This is a genomic window from Falcatimonas sp. MSJ-15 (assembly GCF_018918265.1).
Lineage (GTDB): Bacteria > Bacillota > Clostridia > Lachnospirales > Lachnospiraceae > Falcatimonas.
Window position 1 is genome coordinate 121557 of record NZ_JAHLQC010000008.1, and the last position, 17313, is coordinate 138869.

16 protein-coding genes are annotated in these 17313 nt (G+C 32.4%); 2 read left to right on the forward strand and 14 right to left on the reverse strand.

Annotated elements, in window-relative coordinates; all coding sequences use genetic code 11:
- Positions 1-3: 3 nt before the first annotated feature.
- The 7 genes from KQI85_RS08015 to KQI85_RS08045 are packed head-to-tail and all read right to left on the reverse strand — an operon-like array spanning position 4 to position 7961.
- Entirely contained in the window at positions 4-765 is a 762-nt protein-coding gene (locus KQI85_RS08015) for an SDR family oxidoreductase (protein WP_216575572.1), read from the reverse strand.
- Between the two features lie 5 nt (positions 766-770).
- The gene (locus KQI85_RS08020; protein WP_216575573.1) at positions 771-2870 is read right to left on the reverse strand and encodes a YgiQ family radical SAM protein; all 2100 of its coding nucleotides are present in this window, start codon (positions 2868-2870) and stop codon (positions 771-773) included.
- A complete protein-coding gene (locus KQI85_RS08025; RefSeq protein ID WP_216575574.1) occupies positions 2863-3534 on the reverse strand; it encodes an HAD family phosphatase in 672 nt (223 codons plus the stop codon). Before KQI85_RS08025 ends, KQI85_RS08020 begins: the two co-directional genes overlap by 8 nt.
- A 38-nt stretch (positions 3535-3572) precedes the next feature.
- Positions 3573-4331: a pseudouridine synthase gene (locus tag KQI85_RS08030; protein ID WP_253293793.1), complete on the reverse strand. Its 759-nt coding sequence runs from the start codon at positions 4329-4331 to the stop codon at positions 3573-3575.
- Positions 4285-5661: an RsmF rRNA methyltransferase first C-terminal domain-containing protein gene (locus KQI85_RS08035; protein WP_216575575.1), complete on the reverse strand. Its 1377-nt coding sequence runs from the start codon at positions 5659-5661 to the stop codon at positions 4285-4287. Before KQI85_RS08035 ends, KQI85_RS08030 begins: the two co-directional genes overlap by 47 nt.
- Positions 5662-5677: 16 nt before the next feature.
- Entirely contained in the window at positions 5678-6478 is an 801-nt protein-coding gene (locus KQI85_RS08040; protein WP_216575576.1) for a GTP pyrophosphokinase family protein, read from the reverse strand.
- Between the two features lie 31 nt (positions 6479-6509).
- On the reverse strand, positions 6510-7961 hold the full coding sequence (locus KQI85_RS08045) for an aminoacyl-histidine dipeptidase (RefSeq protein ID WP_216575577.1): 1452 nt from the start codon (positions 7959-7961) through the stop codon (positions 6510-6512).
- A 210-nt stretch (positions 7962-8171) separates the two neighbouring features.
- On the opposite strand from KQI85_RS08045, the gene KQI85_RS08050 reads away from it, so the two are divergent.
- Complete coding sequence (locus KQI85_RS08050) at positions 8172-9152, forward strand: hypothetical protein (RefSeq protein WP_216575578.1); 981 nt, start codon at positions 8172-8174, stop codon at positions 9150-9152.
- 86 nt (positions 9153-9238) lie between these two features.
- Here KQI85_RS08050 and KQI85_RS08055 read toward each other — a convergent pair whose 3' ends face one another.
- From KQI85_RS08055 to KQI85_RS08070, 4 genes are all read right to left on the reverse strand, one after another.
- The gene (locus tag KQI85_RS08055) at positions 9239-9862 is read right to left on the reverse strand and encodes a hypothetical protein (protein WP_216575579.1); all 624 of its coding nucleotides are present in this window, start codon (positions 9860-9862) and stop codon (positions 9239-9241) included.
- 39 nt (positions 9863-9901) lie between these two features.
- Positions 9902-10384, reverse strand: coding sequence for a pantetheine-phosphate adenylyltransferase (gene coaD, locus KQI85_RS08060; protein ID WP_216575580.1), 483 nt, complete (start codon positions 10382-10384; stop codon positions 9902-9904).
- A 12-nt stretch (positions 10385-10396) separates the two neighbouring features.
- A complete protein-coding gene (rsmD, locus tag KQI85_RS08065) occupies positions 10397-10954 on the reverse strand; it encodes a 16S rRNA (guanine(966)-N(2))-methyltransferase RsmD (protein ID WP_216575581.1) in 558 nt (185 codons plus the stop codon).
- A 92-nt stretch (positions 10955-11046) separates the two neighbouring features.
- Positions 11047-11634, reverse strand: a complete 588-nt coding sequence (locus tag KQI85_RS08070) for a histidine phosphatase family protein (protein WP_216575582.1) — start codon at positions 11632-11634, stop codon at positions 11047-11049.
- A 257-nt stretch (positions 11635-11891) separates the two neighbouring features.
- On the opposite strand from KQI85_RS08070, the gene KQI85_RS08075 reads away from it, so the two are divergent.
- Positions 11892-12107 carry an alpha/beta-type small acid-soluble spore protein gene (locus KQI85_RS08075; RefSeq protein ID WP_216575583.1) on the forward strand — a complete coding sequence of 72 codons (216 nt, stop codon included), beginning with the start codon at positions 11892-11894 and terminating at the stop codon, positions 12105-12107.
- A 172-nt stretch (positions 12108-12279) separates the two neighbouring features.
- Here the strand turns inward: KQI85_RS08075 and KQI85_RS08080 are convergent, their stop codons facing one another.
- From KQI85_RS08080 to serS, 3 genes are all read right to left on the reverse strand, one after another.
- On the reverse strand, positions 12280-13395 hold the full coding sequence (locus KQI85_RS08080) for a DUF4261 domain-containing protein (RefSeq protein ID WP_216575584.1): 1116 nt from the start codon (positions 13393-13395) through the stop codon (positions 12280-12282).
- A gap of 111 nt (positions 13396-13506) precedes the next feature.
- Complete coding sequence (recG, locus tag KQI85_RS08085) at positions 13507-15555, reverse strand: ATP-dependent DNA helicase RecG (protein ID WP_216575585.1); 2049 nt, start codon at positions 15553-15555, stop codon at positions 13507-13509.
- 220 nt (positions 15556-15775) lie between these two features.
- Positions 15776-17053, reverse strand: a complete 1278-nt coding sequence (serS, locus tag KQI85_RS08090) for a serine--tRNA ligase (RefSeq protein WP_216575586.1) — start codon at positions 17051-17053, stop codon at positions 15776-15778.
- Positions 17054-17313: the final 260 nt, after the last annotated feature.

Genomic DNA, 17313 nt, shown 5'->3' on the forward strand with positions numbered 1-17313 from the left:
ATATTATCTTCCTTTACTTATAATATTGCATACCATCTTTTGTGGCAGGAACTTAGAAGATGTTTTGAAAGCCTGCATAAGTTTTCCATATACGGATACTTCTTTACCAAATGCAGCTTCTTTTATTGCATGTGCAACAACTTTTTTAGGATCAGCCATTACCACTTTTTTATAAAAAGGAATACTATGTTCTGTTTCAGCTATATCGAAGAATTCTGTTTTAACAGGTCCCGGACATACTGATGTTACTGTAATGTTTCTCTTTTTTAATTCGTATCCAAGTGCTTTTGAAAAACTAAGCACATATGATTTGGTCGCAGCATAGATTGCAAATCCCGGCTGTGGCATAAAAGCTGCAGATGATGCAAGCTGAATGATTCGACTTCTGTTTGATATATATGGTAATACCAGATATGTTACTGCTGTAAGTGCTTTGCAATTCAAATCTATCATTCCTGTTACATCTTCATATGCAAGTTCTTCCACGTTGCCTATCTTTCCATATCCTGCTGAATTGACAAGTATCTTTACATCAGGTTTGTATTCAGCAAGAATTGATTCGAATTCATTAAGACTCTCATCTTTTGTAAGATCAAGTCCTATTATCTTAAGTGGAGTCTTTACTTCTTTTTGTAATTCTGAAAGTCTGTCTATTCTTCTTGCTATTACCCATATTTCATCCAATTTTGGATATTTTTGAGATATCTGTTTTACAAATTCTCTTCCCATTCCTGATGATGCACCTGTAACTAAAGCTATTTTCATACTCACTACCTTCTTTTTGTTTTATTTTTGTCTTTATTATCAGTTCTATTCCTGCTTTTATCTTCTGAATATTTTCTGTCTTTATTATTCTTGTTTGTAGAATATTTTGCAACATTACTATCTTTTGCATTTTTTCTAGTATTACTGTCTTTTACATTTTTTGTATGCTTATTTGAATCTTTAACTGTATGATTCTTTGCATTTTTTCCTGAATTATGCTTAACATTGTCCGCATGGCTATTAGAGGTATCACGTCTTACAATATCAGTACGTTTAGTATCTGAATTTTTATATTTAGTATATGCCATCTTTCTTGGTGGTATAAGACATTCATCACCAAATCCAATAAGATCTGTTCTTCCTGCAATTATAAGTGCTTCTTTTACAAGATCATAATTTTCAGGATTTCTATATTGAATAAGTGCTCTTTGCATTGCTTTCTCATGTGGATTAACAGGAACATATACTTTCTCCATTGTTCTTGGATCAAGACCTGTATAATACATACATGTTGATATTGTTGATGGTGTCGGATAAAAATCCTGCACCTGTTCTGGCATATATCCAAGATCTCTTACATATTCTGCAAGCTCAACAGCTTCTTTCATTGTTGAACCCGGATGTGAAGACATAAGATATGGAACAATATATTGCTTCTTTCCTTCATCAAGATTTACTTTTTCAAATTTTTTCCTGAATCGTTCATATACTTCATTCTTAGGTTTGCCCATAAGTTTTAATACAGAATCACTTATATGTTCAGGTGCAACTCTTAACTGACCACTTATATGATTCTTACATAGTTCTTTTAAAAAAGTATCATCTTTGTCAGCACACATATAATCAAATCTTATACCAGAACGAATAAATACTTTTTTAACTTTTGGTATTTTTCTAAGCTCACGAAGAAGCACAACATAATCTTTATGGTCAACTGTAAGATTCTTACATGGTTCTGGGAATAGACATTGCTTACCAATGCATACACCTTTTGTAAGCTGTTTCTCACATGATGTATGTCTAAAATTGGCTGTTGGTCCACCAACATCATGTATATAGCCTTTAAAATCTTTATCTTCAGTCATAAGCTTAGCTTCATCTATTATAGATTGGTGACTTCTAACCTGTATTATTCTTCCTTGATGAAATGTTAATGCACAAAAACTACATCCTCCAAAGCATCCTCTGTTACTTGTAAGTGAGAATTTTATCTCTTCAATAGCAGGTACTCCTCCTGCTTCTTTATATGATGGATGGTAATCTCTCATATATTCATACGCATACGTATCATCCATCTCCATCTGAGTAAGTGGCTTAGATGGTGGATTTTGTACTACATATAATTTTTCTTTGTATTTTTCAACAAGTACTTTTGCCGAAAATGGATCTGTATTAATATACTGTGTATAAAAACTTTTGGCATAAGTTTCTTTGCTTGAAGCTATCTCATCAAAAGACGGAAGCATAATATAATCATATAGATTATCAAGTGTCTTTGCCTTATATGCAGTTCCTGCTATAAATGTAATATCCGATACAGCAAGCCCTGAATTAAGTGCATCTGCTATCTCAACTATTGAATGTTCACCCATTCCATATGATATAATATCTGCACCTGAATCGATAAGAATCGAATGTTTTACTTTATCTGACCAATAATCATAATGTCCAAGTCGTCTAAGACTCGCTTCAATTCCACCAATAATTATAGGATTCTTCTTATATACCTGACGTATAAGATTACAATATACTGTTGTAGCATAATCAGGTCTTTTTCCGATAATGCCACCTGGTGTAAATGAATCCATCTTTCTTCTTTTTTTAGAAACAGTATAATGATTAACCATTGAATCCATATTACCTGAAGATACTAAGAATCCAAGCCTTGGTTCACCAAGAATTGTAATGCTTTCTTTATCTTTCCAATCTGGCTGTGATATTATTCCTACTTTATATCCATGTGCTTCAAGTGTTCTACTTATTATTGCAGGTCCAAATGATGGATGATCTATATAAGCATCACCTATTACATAGACGAAATCTAACTGTTCCCAGCCTCTCTTTTTCATATCTTCTTTTGATATTGGTAAAAAATCTTTAATCATTAAGTACCTCATACTTTCCACTTAATATATCATTATAATTATTAATGTAATAATCGGCAAGTTCCTTCTTCTCGCTGTCAACATCTTTTGAATAATCATCATATACTGCACATACTTGCATACCTGCATTCTTACCTGCAAGAATTCCCATTGGCACATCTTCGAATACAAGACATTCCTGTGGCTCTACATTAAGTTCATCTGCAACTTTAAGATATATATCAGGTGCAGGCTTTCCTCTATTAACTTCACATGCTGTTACAATTTCATCAAAATAGTTATTAAGTCCTGTACCAAGTGATACAGCATTAACAAGTTCTCTTGAATTGCTTGTTGCAATACCAAGTTTTATTCCATTATCTTTAAGATATGAGAGAAAATCTTTTACTCCATACTTTAAACCTACTTCATGCTCATATTTATATCTCGCCATATTATTCCAAGTCTCTTTAATCTCATCTATCGACTCTTTAAGGTTAAAATTCTCTTTAAAATAATTTGCTGTCTCTGTAAAGCTCATTCCTTCAATTTCTTTTTGAAGTTTCTCTGGAAGTTCAATATTATGTTTTCCAAGATATTCTATATCTATATCTCTCCACATCCACATTGAATCTATTAATGTTCCATCCATATCAAATATTACTGCTTTAATATCTTTTAACATTAGTTATTCTTTTCCTTTTCTTTTATTTTGTGCAATCATTATCTTTCATTAAGAAGTTTGACTTCTTCATCAGTGAGTTTTCTATAACTTCCAATCTCAAGAGTATTATCGAGTTTTAACTTGCCCATTGATATTCTCTTTAGATAGAGCACTTTAAGATCTATCGCTTCGAACATCTTCTTAACTTGATGAAACTTACCTTCAAATATCTCAAGTTCTATCTCGGACTCATCAGCAGAGTTAATAATCTTAAGATTACCAGGCAATGCTTTTGTGCCATCTTTTAGTATAAGTCCTTCTTTAAATAATTCTATATGTCTGTCTGTAACAGGACCATTTATTCGTGCATAATATACTTTTGATACATGCTTTTTAGGCGATAAAAGCCTATGTGCCATATCTCCATCATTAGTTATTACAAGAAGTCCTTCCGTATCTATATCAAGTCTCCCAACCGGGAAAAGATCTTTTCTCTTCTTATCATCTATTATATCAATTACAGTTCGATATCTGTTATCAGTTGTTGCAGATACTACACCGGCTGGTTTATTAAGCATATAATATTCTACTTTTGTATATCCAACCACTTTATCATCAAATGTTATTATTGCACTATTCTCATCAATCTTAACATCTGCACTTTTTACAACTTCATTATCAACTTTTACACGACCTTTTTTGATATACTCTTTTACCTGGCTGCGACTTCCAACGCTCATCTCGCACAGATATTTGTCAAGTCTTATCATATTACTGCCATCTCCATCCGGATAGATATTTATTCTTAAGTGTTCCATTGACAAGTTTACCAAAGCCTAGTGGACATCCATCTACACATACTAACTGCCAGCCACTGTCTCTTGCTGTCTGTATATCATCTACATCAATTGTCTCACCTTTAAGATATTTTATAACTCTTGCATCGTCTACATTAAGATCGATAACCGAATCAAACTCGTTCATCTTAAGTGACATTGCAAGTGCCTGACTTGGCTCAAATCTGTTTTTCTTAATCTCACCTAGCAATAGTCCTGTTCTAAGATATTTGAGTCCTTTTAATGAACCAAGTTCTTTTGGTACGATATATGCTCTTGTATCAAATATCTGAAGTTCATCCATATTATAGTCTCTATATATATGTTTTAAGAATTCAGTTATCTCTTCAGGCACTTTTTTTACATTAGACTCAAGTCTTTTACCATTAAGATCCTCTTTTAATTCTCCATCTTTTTTAAGTAATGCTACAAAATGACCTTCGCCTTCTATCTTGTGAGGGAACAGTCTTACGCAGCCTTTTGTCTCTTTTGATGTACCTGCAAGTTCATACATTCCATCACAAAAGCCTTCTTTTTTCTCAAGTGGAACAACTGACATCTCCGGACATTGATCAAGAATATATTGTATCTGTTGTTCATCTTCACACATTGAAAATGTACATGTTGAATATATCATAAGTCCACCTGGTTTTAACATCTTAACTGCTTCTGTAACGATAGTCTTTTGAAGATTGCTATAGAATTCAGGACCATTACTGAGCCATGCTTTTATAAGTTTGTTATCTTTTCTAAACATTCCTTCACCTGAACATGGCGCATCTATTAAGATCTTGTCAAAATATTCTGGGAAATATTCTGCAAGTTTCTGTGGCATCTCACATACAACTGCCATATTAGATATCCCGAATAATTCAAGATTTTTAAGTAATGCTTTAGCTCTTGTAGCACTTATATCGTTAGATACAAGTAATCCTTCTCCTGCAAGTTTTGCTGCAAGTTCTGTACTCTTTCCACCAGGTGCAGCACACAGATCAAGAACTCTCTCTCCCGGTGTTACAGGCAAAAGATTAGCCGGTGTCATCGCACTTGGTTCCTGAAGATAATATAATCCTGCAAAATAATATGGATGTTTAGCAGGCCTGTCATCTTCTGAATAAAAAAAGCCATTCTCAATCCATGGTATCTGTCTTAACTTAAAAGGACTAATCTTCAAAAAATCTTCTACGCTTATCTTAGATGTATTAACTCTAAGTCCGTATATTCTTGGTTCTTCAAAACTTTTTATATAATCTTCGTACTCATCTTTTAGAAGTACTTTCATACTATCAGTAAACTGCTTTGGTAAATTCATTCTTTTCCTGTTCTCCTTACAAGCCCTGAGCTCTATATCCCTCGGCTATTATATCTAATTGTTTATTAAATTTTTTTAACTGTTCCAAATCATTTTCTTTATATATGCTATAGAATTCATCCTGAATCTTAACAATCTCTCTTTTATTAGCAACCTTATACAGGTTCTGGATATTATTAAGAATATCTGCAACAACATTAGCTTTATCATTAAAAGAATTCTGTGCATCCATAATATCATCTCTTACAGATGACATCTCTTTATCAAGAATAACAATGGCTTCTGAAGAAGCCATAAGGCGTTCTTTTATCGAATCAGGCATATTATATCGGTACTTGTACTGTAATGAATGTTCAATAGTAGCCCAAAAATTCATAGCAAGTGTTCTAATCTGTATCTCAGCCTGTATCTTCTTACATCCCTGACTTGTCTCAACATTGTAGTATATAATCAGATGATAACTTCTATATCCACTGTCCTTTTGATTCTTTACATAATCTTTTTCACTTTTTATTGTCATATCACTGCGGTTACGAATTATATCAACAACTTTGTATATATCTTCAACAAATTGACATATTATTCTTATTCCCGCAATATCTTCTATCTTTGTTGTAATCTCGTCCATTGAAATGTTCTTCTTTTGAACTTTTTCAAGAATACTAGAGATTGTCTTTACTCTTCCGGTAACCTGCTCAATTGGAGAATACATCCCTTTTTGTCTGTATTCTTTAATCATGTGTGAAAATTTAACAACTAATTCATCTACTGCAAGATCATAAGGTGTAAGTATTTCTCTCCATAATTGTATTTCCATGCAAAATACCTCCCTGAGAATATTATTTTAGTTATTTAAGTTCTTTTAATACTTGTATAACAAAGTTCCATACTCTTTCAACAGATGATATGCTAAGTGTCTCATTTGGTGTATGAATATCTTTCATATCCGGTCCAAAAGAGACAATATCAAGATCTTTTACTTTGCCGGCGATAATTCCACATTCAAGTCCTGCATGTATTGCCTCTATCTTGACATCATGTCCATACTGTTTTTTGAATACATCATTACATACATCTCTTAATCTGGATTCTCTCTTATATGCCCATTCTGGATAATCACCACTTTCATGGTAAGAAGCACCTACGAATTCTGCCATAAATCGTACTCTGTTCTTAAGTGCTATCTTGGCTGAATTAACAGAACTTCTTATTGCAAATCCCATAACTGCTTTATGTTCATCAAGTGATAAAATTCCAAGATTAAGTGATGTCTCAACAAGTCCTTCAATATCAGGGCTCATTGACATTATTCCATTAGGAAGATTAACTAATAAAAAGATTAGTTTTAACTGGCTTGTTCCAACAAGAGCATTATATTCACCCTCTGTATCTCTTGTAAGAGTTATCTTTATATTTTTATCTGTAACACCATATTCTACAGAAAGTGCTTTTTGAAGTTCATCACATGCTGTGCTTAAAACATCATAATCACTTGAATCAATTACAAGTGATACTCCACTTTCTCTTGGAATCGCATTGTCTTTTGAACCACCATATAGACTTATGATATTGGCATCTATCTCTTCAATTATATTGAACAGAAGTCTTCCTAACAGACAATTTGCATTAGCACGTCCTTTATTAATCTCGGCACCTGAATGTCCACCAAGAAGTCCTGTTATTGCAATATCTACTTTTAGACCTGTTTTTTTAGCATATTTTGCATCAAGTTCAACTGTTGATGTAAGTCCTCCTGCACAACTTGCAAGAATAATGCCTTCTTCATCAGAATCCATATTAAGCATATACTTGCCTTTTAACATGCTAAGATCAATACTGTCAGCGCCAAGCATTCCTATCTCTTCATCAACTGTAAATATAACTTCAAGTGGAGCATGTTCAATATCATCACTGTCAAGTATTGCAAGTGCATAAGCAACAGCTATTCCATCGTCACCACCTAATGTTGTTCTATCTGCTGTAAGATTATCACCGTCAACAATAAGAGTTAATGAATCTGTATCAAAGTTATGTTCTGAATCAGAAGTCTTCTCACATACCATATCAAGATGTCCTTGAAGTATTACAGCATCGCTTTGTTCATATCCTTTTGTTCCATCTTTGAATATAATAACATTATTAGCAGCATCCTGAATATATCTTAATCCACGTTCTTTAGCAAAATTAACGCAATAATCACTAATTCTCTTAGTATCTCTTGAACCATGTGGGATTGCTGTTATCTCTTCAAAATATCTAAATACTTTTTCAGGTTTTAAATTACTTAATTTATATTCCATTTTAATTACCTCGTTTCTTATCTATTTTGCTACAATATTTTAATAAAGTTATGTTAACTTATTCTTAAAAATCCTTGCATCAAAACCTTTATCTACTATTTTGCCATAATCTTTACAAAAAATCAATCAGTGATATTATAGCACAAAACATAGTTCTTATATATATATCTTTGCATATATTAATAATAATCAAACTTATATGGATACAATATGCTACATACAACTAATAAAACAGACATATTCTCTGTTATATGCCTGCTTACACTTACAGCTTTTGCCTCCTCACCTCTTATATCAATCGCAGGTGCAAGAACCGGTTTGCTATTATGGTTTAATAACATAGTTCCAACACTTTTGCCTTTTATAACTATAATAAATCTTTTGGACCGACTTGGCGGCTTTATATTATTCAGGCATATATTCGGTCTTTTTTTTCAAAAGATATTGCATCTTAATCCTTATTATGCATCTATTGTAATTCCCGGCATTATATGTGGTTATCCATCGGGTGCAGTATGTGCTGTTAATATGTATGATAGTGGAATTATAAAACAACATGAATGTGAATTCTTATGTATTATTTCAAGTTTTATAAGTCCTATGTTTTTGTCAGGATATGTCCTTACTGCACAAAAAGGCAATATATACAATATATTAGCAATTATAATATCTGTATATGCTCCTCGTATCATATTACTGCCTATATATAAAAAAATCTATCACATCAAATGTCCTGACTCATATTCACAGATTGATTATTCTGATTTTAATATCAAGGATAATATAAAAGATAAGGTAAAAGATAAAGTAAATCTGATAAGCCTGATTGATGATGCAATAACATCAAGTTTTCAGATCATCCTTAGAGTAGGTGGATATATAATAATGTGTTCTGTACTGACAGAATATATTATCAGATTATCTTTCAAAACTCCAGCAATCAAAGCATTGATTCTATGTATCGTTGAGATAACAAATGGAATTAATTATACATATAGTGTTATTAACATTCCGATTATCTGCAACCTCATTATTGTCATGTCTATATGCTTTAGTGGAATATGTATTAATATGCAGGTATTAGGTGTAAGCAAAAAAGCTGGTATTAGCAGCCTTCATTATCTGCTTTCCAAATTATGTGAGTCTATAATTGGTGGAGTTATATATATTATATATATCTGTCTTGTATGAATATATAATCAGAAAATATATAAAAAGCTGATCCTAAAAGTATTATATACTCTCTAGGATCAGCTCTAAATTACATTATGTATCTGTTATTCTTCTATCATTCCTGACTCTTCGTCATATTCATTCTCGTCTTTTGGCTCTTCTTTTGGTTCTTCAGCTTTCTCTTCCTGTACTGGTTCTGGATGAAGTTCTTTTCTATTATTAACAACAACTTCTAGATCTTTTGAAAGAGAAGCGATGAGACTGTCATATTTGATCTTGGTTGTCTCTATTGTATTCTCTAACATACTTTGCATTGTACCTAACAATTCATCTGTATAGTCTATTGCTCCAAGTCTTATATTCTCAGCATCTTCATATGCTGCATTAATCATATTTCTTGCTTCTTCCTGTGCCTGCATAACAATAGCATTAGCCTGTGCATACGCCTGTTGCATAATCTCATGTTCGTTAACGAGCTGTTCAGTATATACTTTCGCTTCATCAACTACTTTTCTTGCTTCTTCATGAGCCTGTTCGATAATAGCATCTTTATTCTTTACTATTGCCTGATATCTCTTAATCTCCTCAGGTGTCTTCATTCTTAATTCTGTAAGTAGTTCTGTAATTTCGTCCCTGTTTACAATAATCTTTGTATTAGATAAAGGCTGTGGTTTGCAATTATCTATATATTCCTCTATCTCAGAAATAATCTGTTCTATTTTGCTCATACTACCTCTCCTCTTCTTATTGTTAATCTGATGTCACTTTTATTGTTCTTTAAATTTTTCCTGCATATGCGAAATTACTTTTTCAGGGAGAAACTTACTTATATCTCCACCGAATTTTGCAACTTCTTTTACTGTGCTTGAACTAAGGTAAGCATACTTTAAATTGGTTGTAAAAAAGATTGTATCTATATCTGGTGATATTATTCTGTTTGTCTGTGACATTTGAAGTTCATACTCAAAATCTGTTATGGCACGTAAACCTCTCACAACGATGCATGCATCATTCTTTTTTGCAAAATCAACAAGTAACCCACTAAAAGCCTGCACTTCCACATTAGGAATATGTGACGTCACTTCTTTTAACATATTAACACGTTCAGTCGCAGAAAACAACGGTGTTTTTGAATTATTGTTCAAAACACCTACAATTAACTTATCAACAATCTTTGATGATCTTTCTATAATATCTAAATGCCCCAAAGTTACCGGATCAAAACTTCCCGGATAAACTCCAATTCTCATAATATCCTCCAATTAGCGTATTTTTTTAATAAACACATGTTTATTGGTCTTATATTCTTTATTCTTGACAATCTCATATCCCATATCGGCAAGATAATCAAATTCTGTATGAAGTTCTGCTTCAACTATTATTAATGTATCTTCTGTAACATAACTTTTTGATATAAGATGACTTAATACAGTCTTCTCATGCTCATGTGAATATGGTGGATCCATAAATATAATATCAAATGAATCTACTTTGCCTTCAAGACGATTAAGTGCTGTAAGTACATCACATTCCATAACAACTGCATCATCTGCAAGTTTAGTGAATCTAAGATTCTCTCTTATACATTCTGTACACTTCTTATTATTCTCAACGAACCATGCATTCTTAGCTCCTCTGCTCAATGCTTCAATTCCGATTGCTCCACTTCCACTAAACAGATCAAGAAAATTAGCTCCTATAACTTCATTCTGAATCATATTGAATAATGTTTCTTTAAGTCTGTCAGTTGTAGGTCTTGTCTCAAGTCCTTCTATTGTCTTCAAATTAAGTCTTCTTGCTTTACCAGCTATTACTCTCATTCCTAACCTCCGATTAGTATCTATAAACCGATATATTTACCATGATTTGTGAACTCCCCATCACCTAAAGGTAGTGGGTTTTACACTCTAGCTTATAAAATAATTCCTTCTTCTTTTAGCTGTAATTGACCATTTTTTAGTTCTACTATGCTTATAGCACAATTCTTAATAAATGGTCCACACCACAGATCTTTAACATCAACTTTTTTTATCCATGATAACATACATTTGATTGCTGCAGCATGTGATGCTATCAGTACTCTGTCTGCTTTACCTTCAAGTGGTATTATAACTTTATCAAAAAAATCTTTTGTACGTAATATGACTTCTTCAAATCTTTCTCCATTAACAGGCACAAATTCTTCAGGTGCATCAAAGAATTTTTTAAATTCTTCTCCGATCTCGCTCATTACTCTGCCTTCATAATCACCAAGACAGATCTCTTTTAATCTGTCATCATCAATAATCTCATATCTATTCTGTGTTACAAGTTCAGCAGTTTTATGTGCTCTTTTCAATGGACTCGAATATACATAGTCAAACTCTGTATCTGCTAATCTCTCTCCAGTATGCTTAGCAAGTTCTATTCCATTATTATTAAGTTCTATATCGCTAAATCCCTGTATTCTCTTCTTAGCATTCCAATATGTCTCACCATGTCTTATAATGTATATCTCCACAACAAGTCCCTCCATTCGTGGTTTCAAAGGATGATGACTAACTTTCCTTTTTAGTAACTGTTTTATTATATCCTCTAGTCATCAATATCGCAAGCACATTAGCCACATTATTAGAAAAAAAACACTTTTTAACCTTATATTGCCAGTTTATTTTCAATTATATATCACATAATAACATTGTAACACAAAGTTACAGCTTGTTTCTATCAAAAAACAATCATTGCAGATTATAATCTGCAGAAAGTGAGGCGTTAATTATGAGTAATAATTCATCAAACAGTTCATCAAACAATTCTGTACCCGAAGCTAGAGAAGCATTAGACAGATTTAAGATGGAAGTTGCTGAGGAGCTTGGAGTTCCTTTAAAGGCAGGTTACAATGGTGACCTTACTTCTAAACAGAACGGAAGTGTCGGCGGTTATATGGTTAAGAAAATGATTGAACGTCAGAAACAGGAGATGGCTGATAAATAACAGCCACAAAATTAAGGGGAGTCTTTATAAACTCCCCTTTTTCTTGTGATTTTAAATAATTTTATCTTTTCTAAGCATTTTTAATGATTTTAAGTGTCTCTTTTCTAAATATTTTTACTGTCACTTTTAAATCTTCAAATTTTTATTGTTACTTTTTTAAATCTCTTAAAGATTACATTCCTATCTTAAGTGTATTTTCTTCAAGTGAAATACCTTTTGACAGTGTTATTGCGAACTTCTGTTCTGCGGTAAAACCTATCGTCTCACCAGGATTAAGAGTGATATCATTCTCAATTACATAATATGCTATATCATACAAAAATTCATTAAGTTCATTTGGCGTTTTCTCTGTTCCTATTACTTCTATCTCTTTTTTATCAAAATATTTAAGTCCAAAAGTATAACCATTAATTCCGGCTCTTGTACGATATATTCCAAAATATACCAGGTTTAATAATGGAATATCACCATCTTTTATAATCTCAGCAGCATTGATATAAAAATGTGGTTCAAATACTGTTCCACAATAATTAAATCCTATTGCATTTTTAAGTTTTAAAAGACTTGATGCTGCTTTTACAAATATAATTGCTACATCTTTAGCATCCATATTCTTATCATTCGCAACAACTGTAAGTATAATATGTGCTACATGAGTTTTGGTAACATCTACTGCTTCTTTCCACATGATACTTGTCTCTGCATTCTTAACAGCTTCTCCATTAGGAACCGGAACAGATACCATAGACGCCATAACAAGACATTTGTTATATGTAAAAGATAAAGTCTCATTCTTAATATCAAAATCAGTGAATTCATACTCCCAATCTTTTTCAAAGGAGTTCTTAAATCTTGAAACATCCATCTCACATGTATCTAATAATACAAAACCGGCAAATATTCCTTTCTTCTTACTGTCAGTATTCGTATTCTCATTCTCAACGACTTTACAACAATCTTTTCTGGCAAGATCCATGTAATACTTGCGAATCTTCTCTACAATTGCAGTAGCATCTGCAACAGCAGTCTTGTCTTTGTATTCTTCCATATCGCTAAATACATGTCCACAATTCGTAAGCTCATTCTCTTCATATCCACCACATACACCTAGCATCCATTTTGAAAATGCATTCTTTTTATACTTAAAAACGTAATAGTGCAAATTATGTAAATCAAATTCTGTTGCCAATGTAATTCTATATGGTTCTTTTCCAAGCTCATGCTCATCTTTTAACCATTCAACCATCCCGTTATATGCCGCAGTTCTTTGTTCTTCATTTATGTTCATTAATACACACTCCTCGCTGCACTATCTCTCAATAACACTATGTTATATGCTTTATTCATCATAGTCAAGTATCAGAATGATTATTTATCTTTTTTTAACATTTTACAGATATTACAGACATAATTTTTCAAAACCTTTTTCAAGATATTTATCTAATATATTTTTAATACCCTGATTTTTAATATTCTGAAGTTCAGGATCATTATTGTAAATAATATCACATGCTTCTTTTGCATCCTTTAATATCTCAGCATCTGTATATATATCACCAAGTTCAAATTGCAACAGACCACTTTGTCTTATTCCAAATATATCTCCCGGTCCTCTAAGCTTTAGATCTTCACTTGCTATATAAAAACCATCATTTGACTTTGCAAGTATATTAAGTCTCTCTTTTGTTTTTTTAGATTTGGAATTGCTTACCATAATACAATATGATTGTGCCGATCCTCGTCCGACACGACCTCTTAACTGGTGTAACTGTGCAAGCCCAAATCTTCCGGCATCTTCTATCATAATAACAGTCGCATTAGGAACATTAACTCCAACTTCGATAACAGTTGTTGATACAAGTACTTTTATCTCATTTTTTGCAAAACGTCCCATAATATCGTTCTTCTGTTCATTCTTCATCTTACCATGCAGATATTCTATTGTTATTCCAGGTGCAAGTCCGGCTCGCAGTTCTTCTGAATAATCGATAACATTCTTAGCTTCAATATTCTCACTTTCTTCAACCATAGGACATATTACATATACCTGATGTCCGGCTCTTATCTCATCTTCAATAAAACGATATGCTCTTGGCATATAGCTCTCATCAACTACGCAATTCTTAATCGGCAGTCTGTTAGCAGGAAGTTCGTCAACAATTGATATATCAAGATCACCATATATTATTATCGCAAGTGTTCTTGGAATAGGCGTTGCACTCATTACAAGTACATGTGGTTTGTGACCTTTTTCACCAAATGTATTACGCTGGTTTACTCCAAAACGATGCTGTTCATCTGTTATTACAAGTGCGAGATCATTATATTCTACTTTTTCCTGAATGAGTGCATGTGTACCAATTATAATCTGAGCCTTGCCACTGCTAATTGATTCATAAGCTGCTTTTTTATCTTTTCTACTTGTTGAACCTGTAAGAAGTACTATCTCTATATCAAGTCCACTATCTGCAAACATCTTAACTATCGAATCATATTGTTGCTTTGCAAGTACTTCTGTCGGCACCATCATAGCACTCTGTTTTCCGGCTAATGCACAGTTTAACAATGCAAGTACTGCAAGAATTGTCTTACCAGAACCTACATCTCCTTGAATAAGCCTATTCATTGTCTTGTCAGATACCATATCACGTTTTATCTCTTCCCATACTTTTTGCTGAGCTTTCGTAAGTTCAAATGGCAGATTCTTTATGAATTCATCAGTTCTTGTGTCATTGCAAATCACATGTTCATTAATACTTACTTCTTTAACTTCCCTTAATTTTCTAATAGCCATAAGGAACCTAAAAAACTCATCAAATACAAGTCTTTTTCTTGCTTTTATAACATTATCCGTACTTAAAGGAAAATGTATATTCTTTAATGCAAAATTGTATTCACTAAGATTATATTTTTCTCTAAAATCTGCCGGAAGATAATCTTCATACATTCCTTGAACTTCAAATACTTTTTTTACCGATTTGGATACCATATTATTAGTAAGACCTTTTGTAAGTGCATATACCGGCTGCATCTCATGAAGTTTTAATTCATATTCTGCAAGAGTATATATTGATGGCTGTTCCATTACTTTTGCACCACGTTTATATATGATTCGTCCACGAAATATATATCGCATCCCTATTCTTAATTTGTTCTTCAAAAATGGCATATTATACCATGTAAGTCTCAATGTATCATGGTTCACATCTTTGATATATACTGATAATATCTGAAGATTTCTAACTTTTTCTAATGTTACATTAGAACATATTACTGCATCAATTGATACTATATCATCCATATCTGCATCAACAAGTGTAACAGGCATAGCAAATGTATCATAAGCTCTTGGATAATAGTTAACAAGATCTTCACTTGTATATACTCCAACCTTATTAAATAACTGCTCAGTTTTTTCACCGATACCCTTGATGTCTCTTAACTCCATACTCTTTCCCCCTGTCTGTTACAATGAGCCGTCAAAAATAAAATCCTTATCTTTAACGGCTCATTTTTATATGTTATCTTTTATTCTCTAATAGCATCTATTAGAATAGTTCTTCATTATCATAATACTGATAATGCTCATAATACTCATAATACTGATAATACTGATAATTATTCTTATATATCATGATAGATATTATAATATATAACGATATTATCTACTATTTAATTACTGTCATTCCACCCATGTATGGCTGTAATGCTTTTGGAATATTTACTGAACCATCAGCATTAAGATTGTTCTCAAGGAATGCGATTAACATTCTAGGTGGAGCTACAACTGTATTATTTAATGTATGAGCAAAGTATTTACCATCTTTGCCATTTACACGAATCTTAAGTCTTCTTGCCTGGGCATCTCCAAGATTTGAACAACTTCCGACTTCAAAGTATTTCTTCTGTCTTGGTGACCATGCTTCAACGTCAATTGATTTAACTTTAAGATCTGCAAGATCTCCTGAACAACATTCAAGTGTTCTTACTGGAATATCTAATGAACGGAATAATTCTACTGTATTCTGCCATAATTTATCAAACCACATCTTGCTTTCTTCTGGTTTACATACAACAACCATCTCCTGTTTTTCGAACTGGTGAATACGATATACACCTCTCTCTTCAATACCATGAGCACCTTTTTCTTTTCTAAAACATGGTGAATAACTTGTTAATGTCTGTGGTAATGATTCTTCTGGAACGATTGTATCAATGAATTTACCAATCATTGAATGTTCACTTGTACCTATAAGATAGAGATCTTCTCCCTCAATCTTATACATCATAGCTTCCATCTCATCAAAGCTCATAACACCTGTAACAACATCACTTCTGATCATAAAAGGAGGTACACAATAAGTAAAGCCTTTGTTAATCATGAAATCTCTTGCATAAGAGATAACTGCAGAATGTAATCTTGCAATATCTCCCATTAAGTAATAGAAACCATTTCCTGCAACTTTTCTTGCACTATCAAGATCAATACCATTGAATTTTTCCATAATCTCTGTATGATATGGAATCTCAAAATCAGGAACTACAGGTTCACCAAATTTTTCTATTTCAACATTTTCACTATCATCTTTACCAATTGGAACGCTTGGATCTATGATATTAGGAATAACCATCATGATTTTCTTAATCTTTTCCTGAAGTTCAGTTTCTTTTTCTTCAAGTTCTGCAAGATGTTCAGCATCCTTATTAACCTGTTCTTTTAACTGTTCAGCTTCTTCTTTTTTGCCTTGTCCCATTAACATACCAATCTGCTTTGATACAGACTTTCTATTAGCACGAAGATCATCAGCTTCCTGCTGTGTCTTTCTGCTTAATGCATCAAGTTCAATTACTTCATCAACTAAAGGTAATTTTCTGTCCTGAAATTTGTTTTTAATGTTCTGCTTTACAATATCTGGATTTTCTCTTAAAAATTTTAAATCTAACATATTCTTCTCCTATTGTGATATTAGACATATCACAACATATCCTTTCTTATAAATTTAATATTCTTATATTCTTTATATCAATCTCATCGATAACTGATATTAACTTTTATTATCTACCAACTAGTATTCTTTGGTTCTAGTTAGTAGCATTATTTAGTACTAGCTTTAATTATATACTAGTCATTTGATTATAGCATCTATATTTAATAATAATGCTATAATTATCAGTCATCTGTGAGAAAGAGTATCACATAACAAAA

Bases quoted from the DNA above. Each gene is read 5' to 3' on its own strand.
- KQI85_RS08015 (WP_216575572.1), bottom strand. From the start codon at position 765: ATGAAAATAGCTTTAGTTACAGGTGCATCATCAGGAATGGGAAGAGAA.
- KQI85_RS08020 (WP_216575573.1), bottom strand. From the start codon at position 2,870: ATGATTAAAGATTTTTTACCAATATCAAAAGAAGATATGAAAAAGAGA.
- KQI85_RS08025 (WP_216575574.1), bottom strand. From the start codon at position 3,534: ATGTTAAAAGATATTAAAGCAGTAATATTTGATATGGATGGAACATTA.
- KQI85_RS08030 (WP_253293793.1), bottom strand. From the start codon at position 4,331: ATGGAACACTTAAGAATAAATATCTATCCGGATGGAGATGGCAGTAAT.
- KQI85_RS08035 (WP_216575575.1), bottom strand. From the start codon at position 5,661: ATGAATTTACCAAAGCAGTTTACTGATAGTATGAAAGTACTTCTAAAA.
- KQI85_RS08040 (WP_216575576.1), bottom strand. From the start codon at position 6,478: ATGGAAATACAATTATGGAGAGAAATACTTACACCTTATGATCTTGCA.
- KQI85_RS08045 (WP_216575577.1), bottom strand. From the start codon at position 7,961: ATGGAATATAAATTAAGTAATTTAAAACCTGAAAAAGTATTTAGATAT.
- KQI85_RS08050 (WP_216575578.1), top strand. From the start codon at position 8,172: ATGCTACATACAACTAATAAAACAGACATATTCTCTGTTATATGCCTG.
- KQI85_RS08055 (WP_216575579.1), bottom strand. From the start codon at position 9,862: ATGAGCAAAATAGAACAGATTATTTCTGAGATAGAGGAATATATAGAT.
- coaD (WP_216575580.1), bottom strand. From the start codon at position 10,384: ATGAGAATTGGAGTTTATCCGGGAAGTTTTGATCCGGTAACTTTGGGG.
- rsmD (WP_216575581.1), bottom strand. From the start codon at position 10,954: ATGAGAGTAATAGCTGGTAAAGCAAGAAGACTTAATTTGAAGACAATA.
- KQI85_RS08075 (WP_216575583.1), top strand. From the start codon at position 11,892: ATGAGTAATAATTCATCAAACAGTTCATCAAACAATTCTGTACCCGAA.
- KQI85_RS08080 (WP_216575584.1), bottom strand. From the start codon at position 13,395: ATGAACATAAATGAAGAACAAAGAACTGCGGCATATAACGGGATGGTT.
- recG (WP_216575585.1), bottom strand. From the start codon at position 15,555: ATGGAGTTAAGAGACATCAAGGGTATCGGTGAAAAAACTGAGCAGTTA.
- serS (WP_216575586.1), bottom strand. From the start codon at position 17,053: ATGTTAGATTTAAAATTTTTAAGAGAAAATCCAGATATTGTAAAGCAG.